Source organism: Paenibacillus tianjinensis (assembly GCF_017086365.1).
Classification (GTDB): Bacteria; Bacillota; Bacilli; order Paenibacillales; family Paenibacillaceae; genus Paenibacillus_AQ; species Paenibacillus_AQ tianjinensis.
On sequence record NZ_CP070969.1, the window covers coordinates 1,424,251 to 1,443,929 of the forward strand.

The 19,679-nt window shown below is 45.5% G+C and carries 14 protein-coding genes and 3 pseudogenes; 12 read left to right on the forward strand and 5 right to left on the reverse strand.

Going from position 1 to position 19,679, the window contains the following annotated elements:
- Positions 1-60: 60 nt before the first annotated feature.
- Together JRJ22_RS06295 and JRJ22_RS06300 are read right to left on the reverse strand one after the other, a co-directional pair.
- Positions 61-555, reverse strand: coding sequence for a hypothetical protein (locus JRJ22_RS06295; RefSeq protein WP_206103707.1), 495 nt, complete (start codon positions 553-555; stop codon positions 61-63).
- A gap of 44 nt (positions 556-599) precedes the next feature.
- Entirely contained in the window at positions 600-1,277 is a 678-nt protein-coding gene (locus JRJ22_RS06300; protein ID WP_206103708.1) for a hypothetical protein, read from the reverse strand.
- Positions 1,278-1,440: 163 nt separating this feature from the next.
- Between JRJ22_RS06300 and JRJ22_RS06305 the strand changes: the two are divergent.
- Positions 1,441-1,818: pseudogene (locus tag JRJ22_RS06305) on the forward strand (sigma-70 family RNA polymerase sigma factor); the annotation flags it as partial.
- 19 nt (positions 1,819-1,837) lie between these two features.
- Here the strand turns inward: JRJ22_RS06305 and JRJ22_RS06310 are convergent.
- Positions 1,838-2,056: a hypothetical protein gene (locus JRJ22_RS06310; protein ID WP_232381046.1), complete on the reverse strand. Its 219-nt coding sequence runs from the start codon at positions 2,054-2,056 to the stop codon at positions 1,838-1,840.
- 322 nt (positions 2,057-2,378) lie between these two features.
- Here JRJ22_RS06310 and JRJ22_RS06315 point away from each other — a divergent pair, with 322 nt between their 5' ends.
- From JRJ22_RS06315 to JRJ22_RS06355, 9 genes and pseudogenes are all read left to right on the forward strand, one after another.
- Positions 2,379-3,362 (forward strand): S-layer homology domain-containing protein, encoded by a 984-nt coding sequence (locus tag JRJ22_RS06315; protein ID WP_206103709.1) that lies wholly within the window; start codon positions 2,379-2,381, stop codon positions 3,360-3,362.
- Positions 3,363-3,402: 40 nt separating this feature from the next.
- The gene (locus JRJ22_RS06320; protein WP_206103710.1) at positions 3,403-7,179 is read left to right on the forward strand and encodes a carbohydrate-binding protein; all 3,777 of its coding nucleotides are present in this window, start codon (positions 3,403-3,405) and stop codon (positions 7,177-7,179) included.
- Positions 7,180-7,321: 142 nt separating this feature from the next.
- Positions 7,322-7,411: pseudogene (locus JRJ22_RS06325) on the forward strand (RNA polymerase subunit sigma-70); the annotation flags it as partial.
- Positions 7,412-7,596: 185 nt separating this feature from the next.
- Entirely contained in the window at positions 7,597-8,622 is a 1,026-nt protein-coding gene (locus tag JRJ22_RS06330; RefSeq protein ID WP_206103711.1) for a LacI family DNA-binding transcriptional regulator, read from the forward strand.
- 168 nt (positions 8,623-8,790) lie between these two features.
- The gene (locus JRJ22_RS06335; protein ID WP_206103712.1) at positions 8,791-10,092 is read left to right on the forward strand and encodes a sugar ABC transporter substrate-binding protein; all 1,302 of its coding nucleotides are present in this window, start codon (positions 8,791-8,793) and stop codon (positions 10,090-10,092) included.
- Between the two features lie 88 nt (positions 10,093-10,180).
- Positions 10,181-11,491 (forward strand): carbohydrate ABC transporter permease, encoded by a 1,311-nt coding sequence (locus JRJ22_RS06340; protein ID WP_206103713.1) that lies wholly within the window; start codon positions 10,181-10,183, stop codon positions 11,489-11,491.
- Positions 11,488-12,330 carry a sugar ABC transporter permease gene (locus JRJ22_RS06345; protein WP_054939453.1) on the forward strand — a complete coding sequence of 281 codons (843 nt, stop codon included), beginning with the start codon at positions 11,488-11,490 and terminating at the stop codon, positions 12,328-12,330. The genes JRJ22_RS06340 and JRJ22_RS06345 overlap by 4 nt, the downstream gene beginning before the upstream one ends.
- A 53-nt stretch (positions 12,331-12,383) precedes the next feature.
- Positions 12,384-14,141 (forward strand): alpha-glycosidase, encoded by a 1,758-nt coding sequence (locus JRJ22_RS06350; RefSeq protein ID WP_206105001.1) that lies wholly within the window; start codon positions 12,384-12,386, stop codon positions 14,139-14,141.
- A gap of 75 nt (positions 14,142-14,216) precedes the next feature.
- A complete protein-coding gene (locus JRJ22_RS06355; protein WP_206103714.1) occupies positions 14,217-16,631 on the forward strand; it encodes a glycoside hydrolase family 31 protein in 2,415 nt (804 codons plus the stop codon).
- A gap of 96 nt (positions 16,632-16,727) precedes the next feature.
- Here JRJ22_RS06355 and JRJ22_RS06360 read toward each other — a convergent pair whose 3' ends face one another.
- Positions 16,728-16,892, reverse strand: a complete 165-nt coding sequence (locus JRJ22_RS06360; RefSeq protein ID WP_206103715.1) for a hypothetical protein — start codon at positions 16,890-16,892, stop codon at positions 16,728-16,730.
- Positions 16,893-17,140: 248 nt separating this feature from the next.
- On the opposite strand from JRJ22_RS06360, the gene JRJ22_RS06365 reads away from it, so the two are divergent.
- Together JRJ22_RS06365 and JRJ22_RS29160 are read left to right on the forward strand one after the other, a co-directional pair.
- Positions 17,141-17,884 carry a 4'-phosphopantetheinyl transferase family protein gene (locus JRJ22_RS06365; RefSeq protein WP_206103716.1) on the forward strand — a complete coding sequence of 248 codons (744 nt, stop codon included), beginning with the start codon at positions 17,141-17,143 and terminating at the stop codon, positions 17,882-17,884.
- Between the two features lie 227 nt (positions 17,885-18,111).
- A pseudogene (locus JRJ22_RS29160) lies at positions 18,112-18,255 on the forward strand (RNA polymerase subunit sigma-70); the annotation flags it as partial.
- A 168-nt stretch (positions 18,256-18,423) separates the two neighbouring features.
- Here the strand turns inward: JRJ22_RS29160 and JRJ22_RS06370 are convergent.
- Positions 18,424-19,428 carry a LacI family DNA-binding transcriptional regulator gene (locus JRJ22_RS06370; protein WP_206103717.1) on the reverse strand — a complete coding sequence of 335 codons (1,005 nt, stop codon included), beginning with the start codon at positions 19,426-19,428 and terminating at the stop codon, positions 18,424-18,426.
- Positions 19,429-19,679: the final 251 nt, after the last annotated feature.

Below are 19,679 nucleotides of genomic sequence, written 5' to 3' on the forward strand. Positions count from 1 at the left end.
AGGCACCGATAAAATATCGGTGCCTGTTCGTGTGCATCTTGAGTTTTGCTGTGTCCTTGCTTAAGCTTTAAGTGACGCATAGATTCGGGAGTTCGCCAAATCAGAAGTGACGGTATAGTCGGCCGGCGAAGGAGTTGTACCCGTTGTAAAGTTTTGATTCATGTAGTCATTAGCAGTCTTGTAGACTGTTTGATTATTCACCTGGAAAATCATTTTTTTGTAGGTAGGGCTGTCTACAGTATCGTCGATAGTTACTTTAAGATTGATGATTTCTCCGTCACTGAACTGCAGCATAGGGCCTGATCCACCTGTCTCATTTGCAGTTTCAGATGCAACGGTCCAATGCCATTTATAAGCACCGGAAGAATCCTTAAATTTTGGATCATTTTGAACAGACACCCCTGCCTCAAGCGGACCGAGTCCAACGTAAGCCGTAATATACGACCCAATCGAAGGCATGGTCTTGGTACTCGGCAACTGTACCGTTGCCTGGAATCCGCGCCCGCTATTACTTGCAAGAACCTTAACAAATTTTGCATATTCATATAATGCCATAATTAATCACTCCTATTATTTATTAGATTGAGAAATATATTAGTTTACCGCAATGCAACCATAGAGAAAACCTTTCGGCCATCCCCCGTGGCAACGTTTGTACCAGCCTTAAGCTGAGCAGAGCCAGACCCATCCAGAAAAATCCCGTTTACCAATGTGCCAGAACCGATCTTTTCTTTGATAGCGCTGCGGAACTGAGCTGCAGTGCACAAAGTATTGGTAACTACCAGCCAAATGTTATTGGTGTTGTTATAAACCAGCCCCGCACGCATAGCGTTACCCGTACGATTCGGCATATTCTGCTGATCTGCAATAGAAGCCCATGTCGAATCATTACCTAAAGTCATACTAATTCCGCCTTGTGCCCAATACTGATAGCGACTAATGACGTTGAGGCTGGCTGCAGAGCTGACAATTTGTACAGAGAATTGTTGCTCACGGGAATCCCACACTAATGTACCGCGAGCATAACCAGCGTTCTGATAACCACTACCATAATCATCCTTGGTGCCGGGACCAACCGGAATATCATTATTTACAGCAATTGTCAGTAGAGAGCCTGTTCCGAAATCAAAGAAACTTCCATTGATTCCATCACTACTTTGACCTGGAATTGTCGAACCGCCCGGTAGTCCTTTCATGTAAACCTCGTTAGGTGAAGTTTTAATGGATTGAAGAACCACACCGTTGCTTGCTGTTACTTTTGAATAGGTGTATGCCATTTTTCTACCACTCCTAGTTGATTGTTTATTTGAAGAACAATACTGGGGGAATCACCTCAGCACGCTATTCCCTAGCGTTATTACCTTGGCGCCTTATCGCCTTCATATATAAGGAGTGTAAGAAGCATTTTTTACAACAACCGTTAATATTAATTTTTTCGAAACTCTTGCCGCCCGCTGTATCGAGAATGAAATCCTCATGCATTTGAGATCGCTTAAAAAGTCCAAAAAGGACGTATCCCTGCATGATCCGATTAGTACGGACAAGGAAGGGAACGAGATTACGCTGATCGATATCCTCGGTTCCGATGCGGATGATATTGTGAAGGAAATGGATCTGAAGATCGAGAAGAGTAAAATTTACCGCAATTTGGATATTTTGGATGACCGGGAGAAAGAGGTAATCGTCGGCCGCTTTGGCCTGGACACCGGTGGGGAAGAGCGGACGCAGCGTGAGATCGCGAAGGAGCTGGGGATTTCGCGGAGTTATGTTTCGCGGATTGAGAAAAGGGCGCTCATGAAGCTGTATTATGAGTTTTAAAAGGCGAAGCGGTGATTGTTCACACATCTTTGATGGTCCCGTCGTCCTTGAACGCCACTTTCTTGACAAGACGTTGAAGAACTTGCTTCAATACTTGTCTATCATCAACAGCTAGTTCAGCGAAACGTGAGATTTGCTTCTTAAAGGCATGGAGTTGTACTTCCGTGTCTTTTTTGGTTTGTAAAGCCGTTTGATTTTTTTTGGTTTTGAACCAAAAAATCCACTTTTTGAAAAACAAATTCCAGCGTGATTTTCTAATGTCGCAGTTATAATGAAAACAATATAAAACAGGGGGGGGGATAGGCAAGCTGATTACTGTGATTAAGAAGAAGTTCTTCTTGCCACGATGGGCATCATCTCGTTTTTTTAGGTCGCATACGACTATTAATTTTCAAGGAATTGATAGCGCTTTAATTTCGCCAACGCCACTCCCCTCCTACTAATTAATACTTAATTGAAAAACTTGTTTCCTCCAATCCACATGCCGAATACATCCAGTGCAATGCCTATGATCATGTATGATGCCTTACTTCCCCTATTCTCACGATAAGGAGTTTAACATGAGGAAATTAATCGTAATGTATGTAATTGCAGCCATGATCGTTGCTTGTATACCCGGCGCAGGATATGCACAAGGGAATACAGATTTCACTCTGAGTAAAAGTGCAGAAAACGCTTTGCCTGATCAAATACTGAAAGTTACGTTGAATGGAAGCAACTTAAAAGGCCTCTATGCCTATGAAGCTTTGATTACGTTCGATCCTGATATTGTTGAGTTGGATAAGGCGGAATCAAAGCTGGAGGGTTTTTTTATACCGCCGAAGACAGATAACGGAAAAATGACTATAGCCTTCACAAAAATAGGAAAGAAGGCAGGAGAGCAAGGAAGCACGGCCCTGAGTACCATCGTCTTCAAAGGGAAGGCTCAGGGAAATGCCCACATTAAGCTGGTATCCGTGAAAGCACTGGATCCGAATCTGACAGTAACTGTCTACAGTTATGGAACCAAATTCGACGATTTGGCAGGCTATGATTGGGCAAAAACGGAGATAGAAGCTCTTGCTTCTTCGGGAATAATCAAGGGAACGTCAGCTACGACCTTTAATCCGGGAGATAACATCACCAGGGCAGACTTCATTAGCTTGCTGGTCAGGGTATTTAAACTTCATGCAGAAGTAGACGGCAATTTCAATGATGTAGAACAGTCCGACTATTATTACAAGGAGGTAGGGATAGCAAAAAAACTTGGAATTGCTCAGGGAACGGGCGACAACCAGTTCGGGCCGAAGAAGCGCATATCCAGACAGGATATGATGGTGGCAGCCGCACGAGCAATGAAAATTGCCGGAAGAATGCTAGACGAGTCCGCTTCAGACTTAAACAGTTTCAGTGATTCCAGTGAGGTAGCAGCTTATGCAGTAAGCCCCTTGACTCAACTGGTCAAGGAAGGAATCATCAAGGGCTACAATGGCATGATTAAGCCAAATGATACGGCGATAAGAGCGGAAGCAGCCGTCATCATATACAGGTTATTGAACAAGTAATGCAATGGTTAACCAACTAATGGATGATGGAGGTCGTTATATGAAGATATGGAATAAACTGCTTGCGATGATGATGGTTGTCACTCTTACATTCGTATCAAACCCGGCTACGGTAAGGGTACAGGCTGCAGCATCACCGCTCACTCCAGCACTGGCTAAAACGCCTGGCAACGGCAATCCGCTATTTACACAAAAGTTTGGTGCCGATCCATTTGCGATGGTTTATAACGGCAGAGTTTATGTGTACATGACAAATGATGTATTGGAGTACAATGCTGACGGGACAGTTAAGGATAACGGATACAGTAAGATCAATAAGATTACGGTTGTTTCGTCCGATGATATGGTGAACTGGACAGACCACGGTGAAATCCTTGCAGCCGGACCACAAGGTGCGGCAAAATGGGCAAACAACTCCTGGGCGCCGTCGGCTGCACATAAAACGATAGATGGCAAGGAGAAGTTCTTCCTTTATTTTGCGGATAATGGAAGCGGCATTGGAGTGCTCACAGCGGATAGTCCGATCGGACCATTTACAGATCCAATTGGAAAGCAATTAGTAAGCAGAAGTACTCCTGGGGCAAGTGATGTTACCTGGCTGTTTGACCCTGCAGTACTGGTTGACGATGATGGAAGCGGTTACCTGTATTTCGGCGGCGGTATTCCGGCGGGGAAAGATGCTGATCCGGGAACCGCACGTGTTGCAAAGCTTGGTGCGGATATGATCAGTTTGGATCTGGATGCTAGCGGCGGTACTCTTGGACGAATCAATCCGCCGTGGTTGTTTGAAGATTCAGGCATCCACAAATATAACGGGAAGTATTATTACTCCTATTGTACTAACTTCTCTAGTGGGCATCCGTCAGATATTCCTACGGGAACAATTGCTTATATGGTAAGTGACAACCCAATGGGGCCATTTACCTTTGTCAAAACCATACTGCCAAACCCTGCTACCTTCTTTGGTGCGGGAGGTAACAACCACCATGCGATTTTTGAATTCAACAATCAGTGGTATGTGACCTACCACGCGCAGACCCTTGCAAAAGCAATGGCAGAGAGTGGTTCATATCCACAAATGGGCGGGCAACCTCATGGATACCGCAACGCACACATCAATAAGGTAAGTTTTGATGCAAACGGAGTCATTCAGAATATTACAGGTGATTATACAGGTGTTCCGCAGTTGAAAAATCTTGATCCCTATACAAGGGTTGAGGCAGAAACCATAGGCTGGAATGGAGGAATATCCACTGAGAGCAGTACCGAACCCGGAGGTATGGTAAGCAGTATAAATCTGGCTGTGAGCAACATAAATGATGGGGACTGGACGGCCGTATCCAAAGTTGATTTTGGAGCTACAGGCGCCGGAACATTTAAAGCCAATGTTGCAAGTGGTTCGGGTGGCGGAAACATAGAGCTGTATCTTGATAGTGCTGATGGCACATTGATCGGGACACTTCCAGTTTCCAACACAGGCGGTGAAAGTAGTTGGAAGACAAAAACAACAAGTATTTCTGGTGCTACAGGAGTCCATGATCTATACATGGTATACAAGGGATCGTCAACGGGTAATCTCTTCAAGGTAGATTCTTGGCAGTTCGAGCAAAAGAGCGCTGCTCATGATTTAGTTGCAATCAACGCATCCATCGATAAACAAAAGATTGATATTGTTACAGGAACCAATCAGGCAAACATGAAGGTTTCAGCAATATACGCCGATGGAACAAGTACAGATGTTACTGCTGAGGCCGTTGCAACACCGGCACAAAGCGGTATTGTAAGCGTAAATAACGGAGTTGTCACTGGGGTGGGCTATGGCTCCACAAGCATTGACGTAACCTACGGCGGAAAAACGGATACTCTTAATATGCTTGTGAAAGATTTGAACAGTGAACTGACGGTAAAGAAGATTACCGTTGACAATGCTTCAGTCGTGTTGGATTCTGGCAAAACTGCAACCTTTAAAGTAATAGCAGAATATGTTGATGGACAAACGGAAGATGTAACAAAAACAGCAATTTATAGCAATTCAAGTCCTGCTATTGCGGATGTTGCCGGCGGTACTATAACGGCTAAAGCAAGCGGAACAACCAATGTTACTGTAAGCTTTAAGGGGGCAGTGGGTGCCGCTGTAACAGCTCAAATTACTGTAGTGGTCAATACGCCTGCCGTAGTGGCCATTGAAGCCGAAACAGCAGCAGAAAACACAGCCACCGCCTATGTATATGGCACCATAAACGGCCATACCTGGTCGCTTGTTGACGGACAGTCCACGAAAGCTATGTTTTTCGGGCCTAACAATGGATTCGCTGCGTCAGCTACGGATGCTGCCTCTCTCGCTGCCAATTCCAGACTTGGATATAAAATCAACTTTACGACTGCAGGAACCTACAACGTATGGATACTTGTCAAGACGCTTGGATTCGATTCGGATTCCATCCACGTTGGATTAGATAATCAGTATAAATTCACTAGCAATGGTATTGAAGGGGTTAGCGGTGGTCAGTTTAAATGGGCTAATATCAGTGGTAACAGCGGCGGTATATTTGGTGGAGCTACTTTGAATGTTACTGCTGGCGAGCATGAATTGAACTTCTGGGGAAGGGAAGATGGACTTGCAATAGACCGGATCTATTTAACCACAAGCAGCTCAACCGCAGATCCTGTCTGGCCATCAAGCAGTGTAGCCGTGACAGGAGTAACACTTGACAAGAGTTCATTGAGTTTGGCCACAGGTTCAACCGAAACACTTACGGCAACAATAACCCCTGCAGATGCAACAAACAAAACAGTAACCTTCTCATCAAACGATACAGGTGTTGCAACCGTAACGGGTGCTGTTTATGATTCTTCAACAGGTACAACAAGTGTAACCGTTCATGCAATAGCTGCAGGAAATGCAGTCATTACGGTAACAACAGCGGATGGTAATCAAACAGCGGTAAGTAATGTAACGGTAACACCATCCGTTGAGCCTCAAGTACCTACGGCTGCACTTTCAGCAGACAGCAGTGTGAATCCTGGAAGCAGCTTTATAGTGGCAGTAAGCCTGAACAATGCGGAACAAAGGGTTTTTGCCGAGGATATCACCCTGACCTATGATTCCAACCTATTTGAATATGTGAGTGCGGCAGGTGCAGACAACAACATCCAGATTGTTACAGAGGACAAAGCCAATGCGGGAAAAGTTAGGCTCATTGCCGCCAATATCGGAGGGATATCTGGAGCGAGCACGCCGGTTCTGAACCTCACCTTCAAGGTAAAGGCGGGTGTTCAGAATACGACCGGAACGATTGCAGCTACAGAGGCTAAGCTTGGCATTGCTCCTGAGGGGACCGTGATCGAGGCGGCTCTTAGCAGTAAGAGCATTTCAATAGGCCGTATTGAAGTGGTTGTAGATAAGACAGCTTTGACAACAACCATTACGAAGGCACAGAGCCTGTATGACGCATCAGTAGTGGGCACACAGCCTGGCCAATACCCGCAGGCAGCCAAAGATGCATTAGGTGCTGCCATCAACGCAGCAAAAGCTGTAAAAGACAACCAAAGTGCGACACAGTACCAGGTTGACAGTGCCGTAACCGCACTGGTCAGTGCAGAAGAAACCTTCGAGGCAGCAGTTATTAAGGCAGCGTCTGCAGACCTTAACAATGACAAAATCATCAATGTAGGTGACCTTGCGATTGTAGCTTACTATTACGGCAAGGACTCCACCAGCCCTGATTGGGCGAAGGCCAAGATCGCCGATCTGAACGGCGATAATAAGGTTGATATTATTGATCTTGCGTATGTTGCAACCAAGATACTCGAATAAGTGATTAGTTGCGTGAAAAATTCTAGGCGGTGAAGACACTATAATGTTAAGAGCGCTCATTTGAGCGAACGGGACACAGCAGCGGATCAAGATAACTTGATCCGCTGTTGTTTTTTCATACTTTTTATGAAATATTATGATTCAAGACGTGACTCTCCACAATTCGATTGGGACTGATAAGGAAGGTAATGAGATTACGTTGATTGATATTCTCGGTTCGGAGACGGACGATTTTTAAGTGCGATGTAGATGTAAGGACGATATACCGTGATCAGCGACTGTTGGATACATTTGCCCCCATATTTAGGGATGTGGGGAAATAAGCGGGTCATTCCAAAAAAAACATTGACTAAATAATCCATAGGTGATTAAATCAGTTTATGGTGATGTAACGTTTAATCAAATTGAGGAGCCTTTATGAATAACAAAGTTTCAATTAAAGACATCGCCCGGATTGCCAACGTATCCGTTGCTACGGTGTCCAATGTTATTAATCAAACCGGCAGGGTATCTGCAAGCACCATCAACAAGGTGAACAAAGTCATTCAGGAACAGCAGTTTGTTCTCAGCGCTTCGGCCCGTAATCTAAAAAACAAAAATTCGCATCTTATTGCCGTCGTTGTTCCTTTTCTGGAGAAGGGAATTCTTCAGGACAATCCTTTTTATTGGGAGCTTGTGCGTGGAGTGGAGAATGGGGCGCGGCATCACGAAGTGCAGGTCATATTGCAGGGCATTAATGAGGACGAGGATTTCTCTTTTGTGAAACAGCGGCATCTTGACGGTCTTATTGTCGTCGGTGCCTATGGCGAATCTTCCGCCTATCAAAAAGTGCTGGAGATGGGTGTGCCGTGCGTGTTTCTGGACAGCTACTTGTCCAATCCTGAATTATACCAAGTCAATTTGGATGATGAGGCAGGGGGATACTTAGGAACGAAGCATTTGATCGGCTTAGGACATAAGACGATCGCCGTGCTGACAGGGAGGCTGGAGGAAGGCGGAGTTAACTATTACCGCTACCAGGGTTATTTGAGGGCATTACAGGAATGCGGCACTCCGGGCGATCCGGAGCTGGTGTTTGAGGAGTTTTCCTCCATTCAGGGCGGGTATCAGGCGGCCCAAAAGATTGGTAGCAGCAAAAGGAAAATCAGCGCAATATTCGCTTTTTCCGACGTTTCTGCCATGGGATTAATCAGAGGTCTGTATGATATCGGTATCTCTGTTCCCGCCGACATATCCGTTGTCGGCTTCGATGATATATTTTATACCCGGTATATGATTCCTTCGTTGACGACAATCCAGCAGGACGTTTTGGGCAAAGCCCAAACAGCAGTTAACATGCTGCTCGATCAGATTAATGGAAGGGTATCCTCCACAAGAAACGTGACTATTCCGGTCAGTCTTACTGTTCGGCAAAGCACGATTCCTTATAGTAAAAAAGTATAGTGTTCTCTTGCTATATTTTTTTATAATTAGATTAAACGATTAATCAATAAAAATGAAAGGAGGTTTTTTGCGGGGATAAGCGTCGAAATGAGTAAATATAGATTTACTCATTTGATTAACGCTTCATTGAAAGCGTTTTATTAAACAATTGAAGGGTGGTTATTGTTTATGAAATTAGGGAAATTCAATATCCTGTTGATCGCCATTATATTTATGTTCGGTACGGTGGCATGTTCAGCCAAGCAAACGACAGAGAGCAATCCCCAGTCTGCAGAACAAGCCAACACAATTAACGAAACTACGGCAAACGCCGATGAACTGACACCGGAGCCCGGCGCCAAGCTACTTGTCTGGGACGGAAAAGACGGGCTTCCTTTCTTGACCGAAATCGCCAAACAATTCACTGAGCAATACAACATTCCGGTTGAGGTCCAGGAACAAGGAGCCCCGGAGCAGATGACCAAGATGAAGACCGACGGCCCCGCCGGGCTGGCGTCAGATCTGCTGGTGCTTCCTCATGACAATTTGAGCGAAGCGGTAGCGGGCGGCTTTGTCCTTCCGAATGACTTCTTTGAAGAGGAGACCAAAGCGGAATTTCAGGAGACGGCGGTGAATGCCGTTACGAAAGACGGCATTCTTTACGGCTATCCCCGCAATATGGAGACCTATGCTTTGTTCTATAACAAAGAACTGGTCAAGGAGTCGGATTTGAATAGTTGGGACGACATTATCCGCTTCTCCAAGACATATAACGATGTGGGAGCGAAGAAATACGGATTTATGATGCAGTTAAATAACTTTTACTTTGCGTACCCCTTCTTTTCGGGTTATGACGGATATGTTTTTGGCGACAACAATACCAATCCGGAGGATATCGGGCTGAACAATGCGGGAGCCGTTGAAGCAATGAAATACTTTCAGGCTATGCGTGAAATTTTGCCTATGGAAGCAGCCGATGCGACAGGCGATGTGAAAACTGCTTTATTCCAGGAAGGGAAATTGGCTATTAATCTGGACGGCGTGTGGAATATCGGCAATTTCTCCAAACTCCCCTTTGAAGTCGGCATGGTACCGCTGCCGAAGTTCCCGAACGGCAAGGTGCCTAATACATTCGCTGGCGTCAAGGCTTATTATGTTAGCGCGTATTCCAAATATCCGAATGCGGCTAAATTATTCGCCAGATATGTGACAACAAAGGAAGCGCTGCTGAAGAATTTTGAAGTGACCGGCTTTATTCCCGCCCGCAAAGGCTTGGAGAACGAGGCAGCAATCAAAGACAACGCTATGGTCAGCGGGGCGATCCAGCAGTTTGAGCATTCCATCGCGATGCCGTCAATCTTTGAGATGCAGCAGGTATGGGCCCCAATGGCAAATGCGCTTGAGTTGATTTGGAAAGGCGAAGATCCGCAGAAAACACTAGACAATGCAGTAAAGAGTATCAAGGAAGGCATTGCAACCTTGCACCAATAAACTGCGGCCTGCCTGATTTATTGGCGTCATCCGTATCTCATGATAGGGATGACGCCGCCACTTTTTTGCTAACAGGAGATGAATAATAATGATCCAGCATCGAAAGCGGGCAATGATCTTATCGTTGCTCGGTATGGGGCTTGGACAACTGTACAACCGACAATTTGTAAAAGGAGTACTGTTATTCCTTTTGCACATTGCCGGAATCGGCTTGGCCTTTTCTTTACCCAGGGCTGTTTGGGGGTTAACTACTTTAGGGGAAAAATCCGACCACCTGGAAAAGGTAGGGAAGGTATATGTCAATGTCCGCGGCGACCACTCTATTTTTTTATTGATCGAGGGCATGATCGTCATTTTAGCCATGGCGATCGTAGCAAGCATTTATATTGCCAATGTGCGCGATGCCTACCTGATAGGCAAGAGGCGGGATCAGGGGGAGCAGGCGCCGCATTTTGTGGAAACTTTACAGTATCTTAAAGGGGCTAAATTCCCCCAGATGGTCATATTTATCCCCGTTTTACTCGTTGTTTTTTTTACATTGATGCCGATCTTGTTCATGATTTTGCTGGCCTTTACGAATTATTCGGCTCCGAATTTTCTACCGCCAGCCAAATTGGTGAGTTGGATCGGACTGGAAGGCTTCAAAAATATCTTTACCATTAAAGCCTGGAATCAGACCTTTTTCGGAGTAGCGCTCTGGACGCTTATTTGGACGGTGTGCGCAACGTTGACAACATTTACGGGCGGATTTGTTGTGGCCCTGATGGTTCAGAAAAAAGGGATCCGCTTTAAAGGCTTTTGGCGCACCTTATTTATTATTCCGTATGCGATCCCTCAGTTCATTTCACTGCTCATTATGAGAAACATGTTTAACGGTGAGTTTGGCCCGATTAACCAATATCTCGGTTATTTCGGTCTGGGAGGCCTGCCCTGGTTAACGGACCCGTTCTGGGCCAAGTTCACGGTAATCGTCGTGAACATCTGGATTGGTTTTCCGATTACGATGCTGATGGTTATTGGGATTTTATCTACGATATCGAGGGACTTGTACGAAGCTGCTCAGATTGACGGGGCAAGTCCGTTTCAACAATTCAATGCAATCACTCTGCCGACGGTCCTATTCTCGTTCGGCCCCCTGTTGGTGATGTCCTTTGCCGGCAATATTAACAATTTTAATTTGATCTATTTGTTGACGAACGGGAATCCGGCAAATCCGGCCTACCAATCCGCCGGCAGCACCGATATTCTTATCACCTGGCTATACAAGTTGACGATGGACAGCGGCAAATATAATTTTGCTTCAATTATAGGCATTTTCATATTTATCATTGTTTCATCCTTTGCAATCGCAAACATCCGAAGAACGAAGGCATTTAAGGAGGAGGATTTGCACAGATGACAAAATCGGACGCGAAGCTGAAATGGAGTTTGGGCAACTTCTTCTGTTATGTCGGACTGGTTGTGATTGGCATCATATGTATTTATCCCGCTCTTTGGGTCGTAATGTCCTCCTTCAGACCGGGTAACGCCTTATACAGTGAGCATTTGATTCCATCAACGTTCACGCTTCAGCACTACAGGGATTTGTTCAATACGTATCCGTACGCGCAGTGGTTCATCAACACGTTCAAAGTATCTTTCTTCACGATGATCTTCAGCACATTCCTGGTTACAATCACCGGTTATGTCTTTTCCCGTTTCCGGTTCAAAGGCCGTAAAAATCTGATGCTGGGACTGCTCATCATCGGGATGTTTCCCGGATTTATGAGTATGATTGCAGTTTATATTTTGCTCATGCAACTGCAGCTGCTCAATACGCATCTATCCCTCATTCTGGTGTATTCGGCCGGAGCTCCGATGGGCTATTTGTACGTGAAAAGTTATTTTGACACGGTTCCGCAGAGTCTGGTCGATGCGGCCCGGATTGACGGAGCTGGCAATTTTACGGTATTCCGGCGAATTATGCTACCGTTGTCCAAGCCAATGCTTGTTTTTATCGCCCTCACTTCATTCAGCGGAGGTTTTGTCGATTTTATTTTTGCCAACATGGTATTAAGTACGCCGGAGAAACAGACGCTGGCTGTCGGACTGTTCAAAATTGTGCAGGGGAAGTTCGCCACGGAATTTACGCTGTTCGCCGCCGGCTGCGTGCTGGTCGCGATCCCTTTGACCCTGTTGTTCATTTTATTGCAGCGGTATCTGGTTGAAGGGCTGATGGCAGGGTCTGAGAAGGGCTGATTTGTAATGGAAAAGTTAACATTTTAAATGTCGAAGGAGTTGTAGGTTTGATAATGCTGCTTGAAGCGATTTATCACCGTCCCAATGATTGCTGGGCTTATGGTTACGATGATCAAACGGTTCACTTACGTATCCGTACAAAGAGAGATGATGTCCTAAAGGTGAATGTCCTGTTCGGAGATAAATGCAAACCCTGGGGCGACATGGCAACAGAGAATATGGAGATTTTGGCGAGCGATGAGATGTATGACTACTGGCAGGCAGCGGTACGCCCTCCGTATGGCAGGCTCGCCTATGGGTTTATTTTGACAAAAGGGAATGATCAAATCTGGTATACCGAAAAAGGCTTTCATTCCGATTCGCCCAAGGAGCATTTGGGATTGTTCGAGTTCCCCTATCTGCATCCGATCGATATACACAAGCCGCCCGTTTGGGTAAAGGATGCGGTTTTTTATCAAATATTTCCGGATCGTTTCGCTAATGGAGATTGTAGTAATGATCCGCAAGGGACACAGGTATGGGGCGGCCAACCGGAGTATTACAATTTTTTTGGCGGAGATTTGCAGGGGGTAATGGAACATCTGGATTATTTGACGGAGCTGGGCATTAACGTTATCTATTTTACGCCTCTATTTGAAGCGCCGTCGAACCATAAATACGATACAAGGGATTATTTGAAGATCGATCCTCACTTTGGGTCACTGGAGACGCTGAAATCTTTGGTGCAGGTCTGCCATGGGCAAGGGATTCGCGTTATTTTGGATGGTGTGTTCAATCATTGCGGGGTTACGTTTCCTTATTTCCAGGACGTTGTGGAGAAAGGGAAGGACTCGAAGTATTACGACTGGTTTCACATTAACGAGTGGCCGCTTCAAGTTACGGACGGCATTCCTACTTATAAGACGTTTGCTTTTGAACAAACCATGCCCAAATTAAATACGGCCCATCCGGAAGTTAGGGATTATTTCATCAACGTGGGACGCTATTGGATCGAAGAGGCGGACGTGGACGGTTGGCGCCTGGATGTGGCGAACGAAGCGGATCATACCTTTTGGCGGGCATTCCGTAAAGCAGTGAAAGAGTTGAAGCCTGACGCCTATATTCTGGGGGAAGTTTGGCATGACGGGATGAAATGGCTGCAAGGGGATCAATTCGACGGCGTGATGAACTATCCGGTGGCTCAAGCGATCCTCGATTTTATCGTTTTTGAGCATCATGATGCGTTTGAGTTCGCCGCAAAAATCGGCAGATATTTGGCGCGGTATCCGCAGCAGGTGAATGAGAGCTGCTTTATTCATTTGGATACTCACGATACGGTACGGTTGTTGACATTATGTGGTGATGACAAGCGGAAGATGAAGCTAGCCACCGCGTTTCAGTTTACTTTTGTTGGGGCGCCCAGCATTTATTACGGGAACGAAGTGGGACTTGCGGGTCAATTCGATCCCGACAATCGCAGGTGCATGATCTGGGAATCCGAGAAGCAGGACAGGGAGCTGTTCTCTTTCTATCAAAAGCTCATCCTGATCCGTAAAGAACATCCTGCGCTGTCTTCAGGATCGTTCCGGACCTTGTGGGCCGAGAAAGGTTCTTCCCTGCTGGCGTATGAGCGCCATTACGGTGAAGATCATGTGGTTGTGATTATGAACGTGTCCCCGGTCCCGCTTGCCGCCGAATTTCCATTCCTCTCCGGCGAATGGTGCGATGCCATGAGCGGCGAAATGGAAACAAGACCAGCCGGTGAAAATCAAGGTGAATTGATGCCTTATGAATTCCGAATTTTATATAAAAAATCTGTAACAAAACTATAGAAAAAATACGGAAAACTTTTGGGTTGGTAAGGCCGAAGACAAGTTGTTTGGCTTTATCAAAGGGAGGACCTGCAAATGTTGAATAGTGGAGCGATAAGTCCCGTTAATATCGAAAACCACCAGATTTCGAAAGAGCTGTTCGGGATGGGGGGATTAACCGGGATATCACAGGAGGAGAACCTGCTGATCGTTCAAGGCGAACACGGCATTCTCGCGTTGAACAAAATGAGCGAAGGAATCATTCGCATCAAGCTGTTCCCGGAACTGCTCACAAGCAGGGTCTTGGATATGACAGGTACTATTGCTGTTGTAAAAGAGGCTGAACATCATTTTCCGGAGATACAGGAGACAAAAGAGGCTTACTTGTGGGAAACAAAACATGTAATTCTCGAAATATCAAAATCCGACTGTAGCCTTCGGTTTATGGACAAAGCCGGTAATAAGGTTGTAAATAACAGTTTGCTGCTATGGGATGAAAAAATGGCCGTGTCCGGAACGTTCAATGTTTCCCCGGATACCCATTATTACGGACTTGGAGAAAAAACGGGCTTTCTGGACAAGCGGGGAGAACGCTATGAAATGTGGAATTCAGACGTATTTTCTCCGCATGTACCGGAGATTGAAGCGTTGTATCAGTCGATCCCCTTTCTGATTGTTCACGAGCCGCAAATGGCCTACGGCATTTATCTGGATAATCCCGGCAGAACGTTCTTTGATATGCGCAGCCAAAAGGATATCTACTCTATTCATACAGAAACAGGCTCTTTTGATTATTATTTTATTGCCGGTCCGCAAATCAAGGATGTTCTCAAGCGGTACACATCGTTAACCGGGCGAATGCAGCTACCACCGCAATGGGCGCTGGGATACCATCAATCCCGCTACAGCTATTTGTCCCAGGATGAAGTGCTGCAATTGGCGCATACTTTTCGCGAGAAAGATATTCCCTGCGACGTGATCCATCTGGATATTCACCATATGAACGAGTACCGGGTCTTTACCTTTGATCCTGTCCGTTTTCCCGATCCGGCGGCGATGATCCAGGAACTGCGGGAACTGGGCATCCGAATCGTACCGATTGTCGATCCCGGGGTCAAAGTGGATTCCAATTATGAGATATACAATGAAGGGATTGAAGGCGGGTACTTGTGCCTGAAGCCGGACGGTGAGCCCTTCGAAGGGCCGGTATGGCCAGGCCCTAGCGTCTTTCCCGATTTTACGGATGACAAAACCGGAGAATGGTGGGGAGGTTTGCATCGTTTTTACACGGAAGCGGGTATTGAGGGCATTTGGAACGATATGAATGAACCCGCCGTCTTTAGCCCGACGATGACGATGGATGAGGATACGATTCACAATAACAACGGAAGTCCGGTATCTCACGGCACCGTCCATAATTTGTATGGTCTGCTCATGTGTAAGGCAACCGCAGAAGGCTTGAAAAGAAATCTGGACGGACGGCGTTCGTTCGTACTGACCCGGGCAGGGTATGCCGGTATCCAGCGGTACGCGGCGGTGTGGACTGGCGACAACCGCAGCTATTGGGAGCATTTGGCCATGTCTATCCCAATGGTGCTTAATCTCGGTCTCTCCGGCGTTGCATTTGCCGGTCCTGATGTCGGGGGGTTTGCTTATCACGCAAGCGGTGAATTGCTGGCCCGCTGGATCCAAATGGGCGCGTTGTTTCCATTTTTTCGCAACCACAGCGAGCAGTCCAGCTTAAGACAGGAGCCGTGGTCCTTTGGGCCTGAGATCGAGGAAATCTGCCGTGATTATATCAAGCTGCGCTATCGGATGATGCCGCTGATCTACTCCCTTTTTCGGGAAGCTGCAGAAACAGGCATGCCTATTATTCGTCCATTGATTCTTGAGTATCCTTCCGATCCCGAGGCGTATAATCTTTGCGACCAGTTCCTGCTCGGCAGCGACCTTCTGGCGGCGCCCATATACAGGCCGGGTTCAACCTTCCGCGCCGTGTATCTACCGGAGGGTACATGGTATGACTATTGGACGGGAGAAGGAGTGGAAGGCGGACGTAGCATAGTTGCGCTGGCTCCAGTGAATATCTTGCCCTTATATGTCAAAGGTGGAGCAATTCTGCCGCAGGTAGAGCCGGTTAGCTCCACATTAATGGAAGGCAACGGCAATCTTCAGCTTGATATTTATTGTACGGGAAGCGCGGATAATATTTTTGAGCTTTACGACGATGATGGGGAATCCTATGCTTATGAGAAGGGTAAATACAATCTGTTCAAGCTGCATCTTCTGGAGAGTTCCGAAGCTGCAGAATTCTCTATTGACTCGGCTCATCTCGGTTATACCGGCAAATGGACGCAATGGACTCTGCATTTCAAAAATTTGCAGATTACAGAGCGTTCGCAGATTAAAGGGTTGCCGGATGGAGGAACAGTTGAGACGGATGCAGGTGTTCTGACCTTGACATTCCCGCAGCCGAAGGATAATGTTCGGCTTAGAGTGGAAATAAAATAAGTAACCATTGATTATAGAGGACCGGGATTATAAGATAGTGTACTGAATAGGAATATTTAGGAACCGTCGGGACATTCTGACGGTATTTTTTTTCACTCAATATCGGCGCTCGTCATTTATTAGCGTAATTTCCTTGATATAGTCTAGCAGCGCATGCACCTTCACAACCGATTTCGTATTATTGCCAGGCTCCGAGAATTTCAGTGCCGTCAGGCTTCGGTAATATGCTTGCGCCTTGTACAGCTGCAGCATTTCATTCATCGCATGAAGAGTGTGGTGCAGGCTCTTTTTATCAGAGAACGTATAACGCTTGGGGAAATGTCTGGTTGGTCTATATCTGAATGTGTTTCAAGCAGAATAACCTGGGAGAAGAAAAAGGTCTCAGGTTTCTTTCCCGATGTGGCATAAAGCAAAGAAAGCGTGGTAAGCTTTAGCTGTCATAAGGATTAATCAGATAACTTGCGTGCGTCTGTAATTCAAAAGTTCAGTCTATATAGAATGAATCTACTTTGGAAGATGTCGAACGTTTAGAGGAGCTCGTTATGTATATTGTTTGTGTTAGAATTGCGGGAATTGAAAATATAAATTCGATAAATGAGTATATGTCTTATTTGAAGTTTCTATCGAAAGAAAAGGGAGAGCGTCTATCCAGATTCAGCCGTAAAGATGATTTTCTTCGATCGTTAGTCGCAGATCTGCTCATTCGTCTAATGCTTGTTAAGAATATGAATTTGAGTAATATGGACATTAGAATTTCCTCAAATTCATATGGAAAGCCCTTTATACAAGGACATTCGGTAGAATTTAATGTGTCCCATTCAGGTGAATGGGTCACGGCTGTTATTAGTCAATCTCCAGTGGGGATTGATGTGGAAAAAATTCGACCGATAGACCTGGATATTGCAAAAAAAATCTTTACAGAGAAAGAGTATGCAGACATAGTTGCAAAGAATGATAAGGAACGAAATGAATATTTTTTTGACTTGTGGACATTAAAAGAGAGTTATATTAAAGCTTATGGACATGGATTATCTATTCCATTAGATTCGTTTTCATTCTCAGTAAAAGATCAAAATATTTCTTTTGAAAATAATCACAGCCAAGAGCATTTTTATTTTCGGCAATATCAGGTACATAGTCAATACAAACTAGCCGCATGTAGCTCACATTCGGACTTTCCGCAAGAAGTTATAATATGGAACCTAAGGGAAATTTTAGATGATGCTAAGAGACTACTGGAGTCAATTTCATAATTAATTTTGTTGAATAGCAAGGCTTAACCAAGTCTGGATTTATAATTAAAAATTTGGCCACTTGCAGTTCACCGTGAAGGGGAGCAACTATAGAGAAACAAAACAAAGGGGGAGAAGCCGAGCTCACTGGTCCCCCAATTGCAAAAAAGGTCGCAGAAGATACCCTCTGTGACCTTTTTTTGTTATGCAGTCACTATTAAAATGACATCGCATCGTGTCCAAAACCTCAAAGTTACCGGCCTAACAAAGGTACGAAGCTTGCGACCTTTGCCGCCCGCTGTATCGACAATGAAATCCTCATGCATTTGATATCGCTAAAAAAGACCAAAAAGGACGTATCCCTGCATGATCCTATAGGGACGGAGAAGGAAGTTGTGGTAGCTCATGAAGCTCTATCATCAGTTTTATAAGGCGAAGCGGTGAGCGTGTATGCTGCAAGGTAGTACTGATAACAAAAAGAAAAAGTATATAAGAAGCGGCTCATCTCCGGATAAGCCGCTTTTGTTTAGCTATCAGATGCTGCTCTTATTCATTCAATTTCAGGTAATGGTTCTAACCGTTTGTCTTTCTACAATGGAGTGGGCGCAGATTTGACTCTGGGCGATTTCACCTGATTCAATCATATGAATCAGCTTCTCAGAAGCGATCATTCCAATGTCATGAAGCGGCTGCCGGACTGTAGTCAATGGCGGATTAACCATCCGTGCTAAACGGAGATCGTCGTAACCCATGATGGAGATGTCCTCGGGTACGTTCAGGCCATGCTGTATAGCGGTTGAAAGAGCACCAATTGCCATCTCGTCACTGGCTGCAAATACTGCGGTAACCTCAGGTGCCTTCTGTAATATTGTCTTCATTGCTCTGCTGCCGCTCTCATACATGAAGTCTCCATATGTGAGATAACTGCTGTTAAAAGCAATTCCGTGAGCCTCCAGCGCTTTGCGGTATCCTTCGATTCTTGGCGTCCCCGCAATGGGATCGCCCCTGGTTCCGCTAATCATGGCAATTCTGCGGTGACCTTTGATGATTAGATAATCAACTGCATCATAGGCAGCCTGAAAATCATTGATCTTAACGTAAGGCACATTGGGGAAATCGGTCTGGGATGAGATCAGGACCACCGGGATTCTCATGTCTTCCAGCAGGTCGTAGTACTCTTTCTTAAGTGCTTCACTGGAGAAAAGAATCCCGTCTACCTGCTTCTCTCGCAGAAGCTGCAGATACTTTAGTGTGCGTTTGCCGTCCTGATCGGTATTGCAAACTACCACACTGTAATTGTGGTTATGGACGAATTCATCAATCCCATGGAGCAGATCGGAAGAGAAGGCACTCGACACATCAGGAAACAACACGCCGATGGTTTGGGTACGCTTGTTAATCAGTCCGCGGGCGATTGCATTCGGCTGATATTTCAGCTCTTTAATGGTCTGGTCCACCTTTTGCTTCGTTTTATCTGAATAGCCGCCCAGGTTATGCAGCACTCGCGAGACTGTGGCGATGGAAACATTCGCCTTCTGGGCAACATCTTTAATCGTGGGATTCATCTAATCTCCTGCCTATCTGATAGCATAAAGTAAACAACTGAAATACAGTAAACGTTTACGAGAAATATAAGTCTTAACCTCTATTTTGTCAATAATGGCCAAGTGTTAGAAAAGTAACCATTGACAAGGGAAAATAATCGGGATAATTTATAGTAAGCGTTTACGTATTGCGGATTTCAAGTAAATAGAGATGAAATACTTGAAATCCGCAATAAATATTTTTCAGATAGGGAGGGGAATGTCTTAGTAAA

Coding starts and splice junctions, on each gene's coding strand:
- JRJ22_RS06335 (WP_206103712.1), top strand. CDS start 8,791: ATGAAATTAGGGAAATTCAATATCCTGTTGATCGCCATTATATTTATG.
- JRJ22_RS06355 (WP_206103714.1), top strand. CDS start 14,217: ATGTTGAATAGTGGAGCGATAAGTCCCGTTAATATCGAAAACCACCAG.
- JRJ22_RS06350 (WP_206105001.1), top strand. CDS start 12,384: ATGCTGCTTGAAGCGATTTATCACCGTCCCAATGATTGCTGGGCTTAT.
- JRJ22_RS06360 (WP_206103715.1), bottom strand. CDS start 16,892: ATGAATGAAATGCTGCAGCTGTACAAGGCGCAAGCATATTACCGAAGC.
- JRJ22_RS06340 (WP_206103713.1), top strand. CDS start 10,181: ATGATCCAGCATCGAAAGCGGGCAATGATCTTATCGTTGCTCGGTATG.
- JRJ22_RS06370 (WP_206103717.1), bottom strand. CDS start 19,428: ATGAATCCCACGATTAAAGATGTTGCCCAGAAGGCGAATGTTTCCATC.
- JRJ22_RS06295 (WP_206103707.1), bottom strand. CDS start 555: ATGGCATTATATGAATATGCAAAATTTGTTAAGGTTCTTGCAAGTAAT.
- JRJ22_RS06330 (WP_206103711.1), top strand. CDS start 7,597: ATGAATAACAAAGTTTCAATTAAAGACATCGCCCGGATTGCCAACGTA.
- JRJ22_RS06315 (WP_206103709.1), top strand. CDS start 2,379: ATGAGGAAATTAATCGTAATGTATGTAATTGCAGCCATGATCGTTGCT.
- JRJ22_RS06300 (WP_206103708.1), bottom strand. CDS start 1,277: ATGGCATACACCTATTCAAAAGTAACAGCAAGCAACGGTGTGGTTCTT.
- JRJ22_RS06345 (WP_054939453.1), top strand. CDS start 11,488: ATGACAAAATCGGACGCGAAGCTGAAATGGAGTTTGGGCAACTTCTTC.
- JRJ22_RS06320 (WP_206103710.1), top strand. CDS start 3,403: ATGAAGATATGGAATAAACTGCTTGCGATGATGATGGTTGTCACTCTT.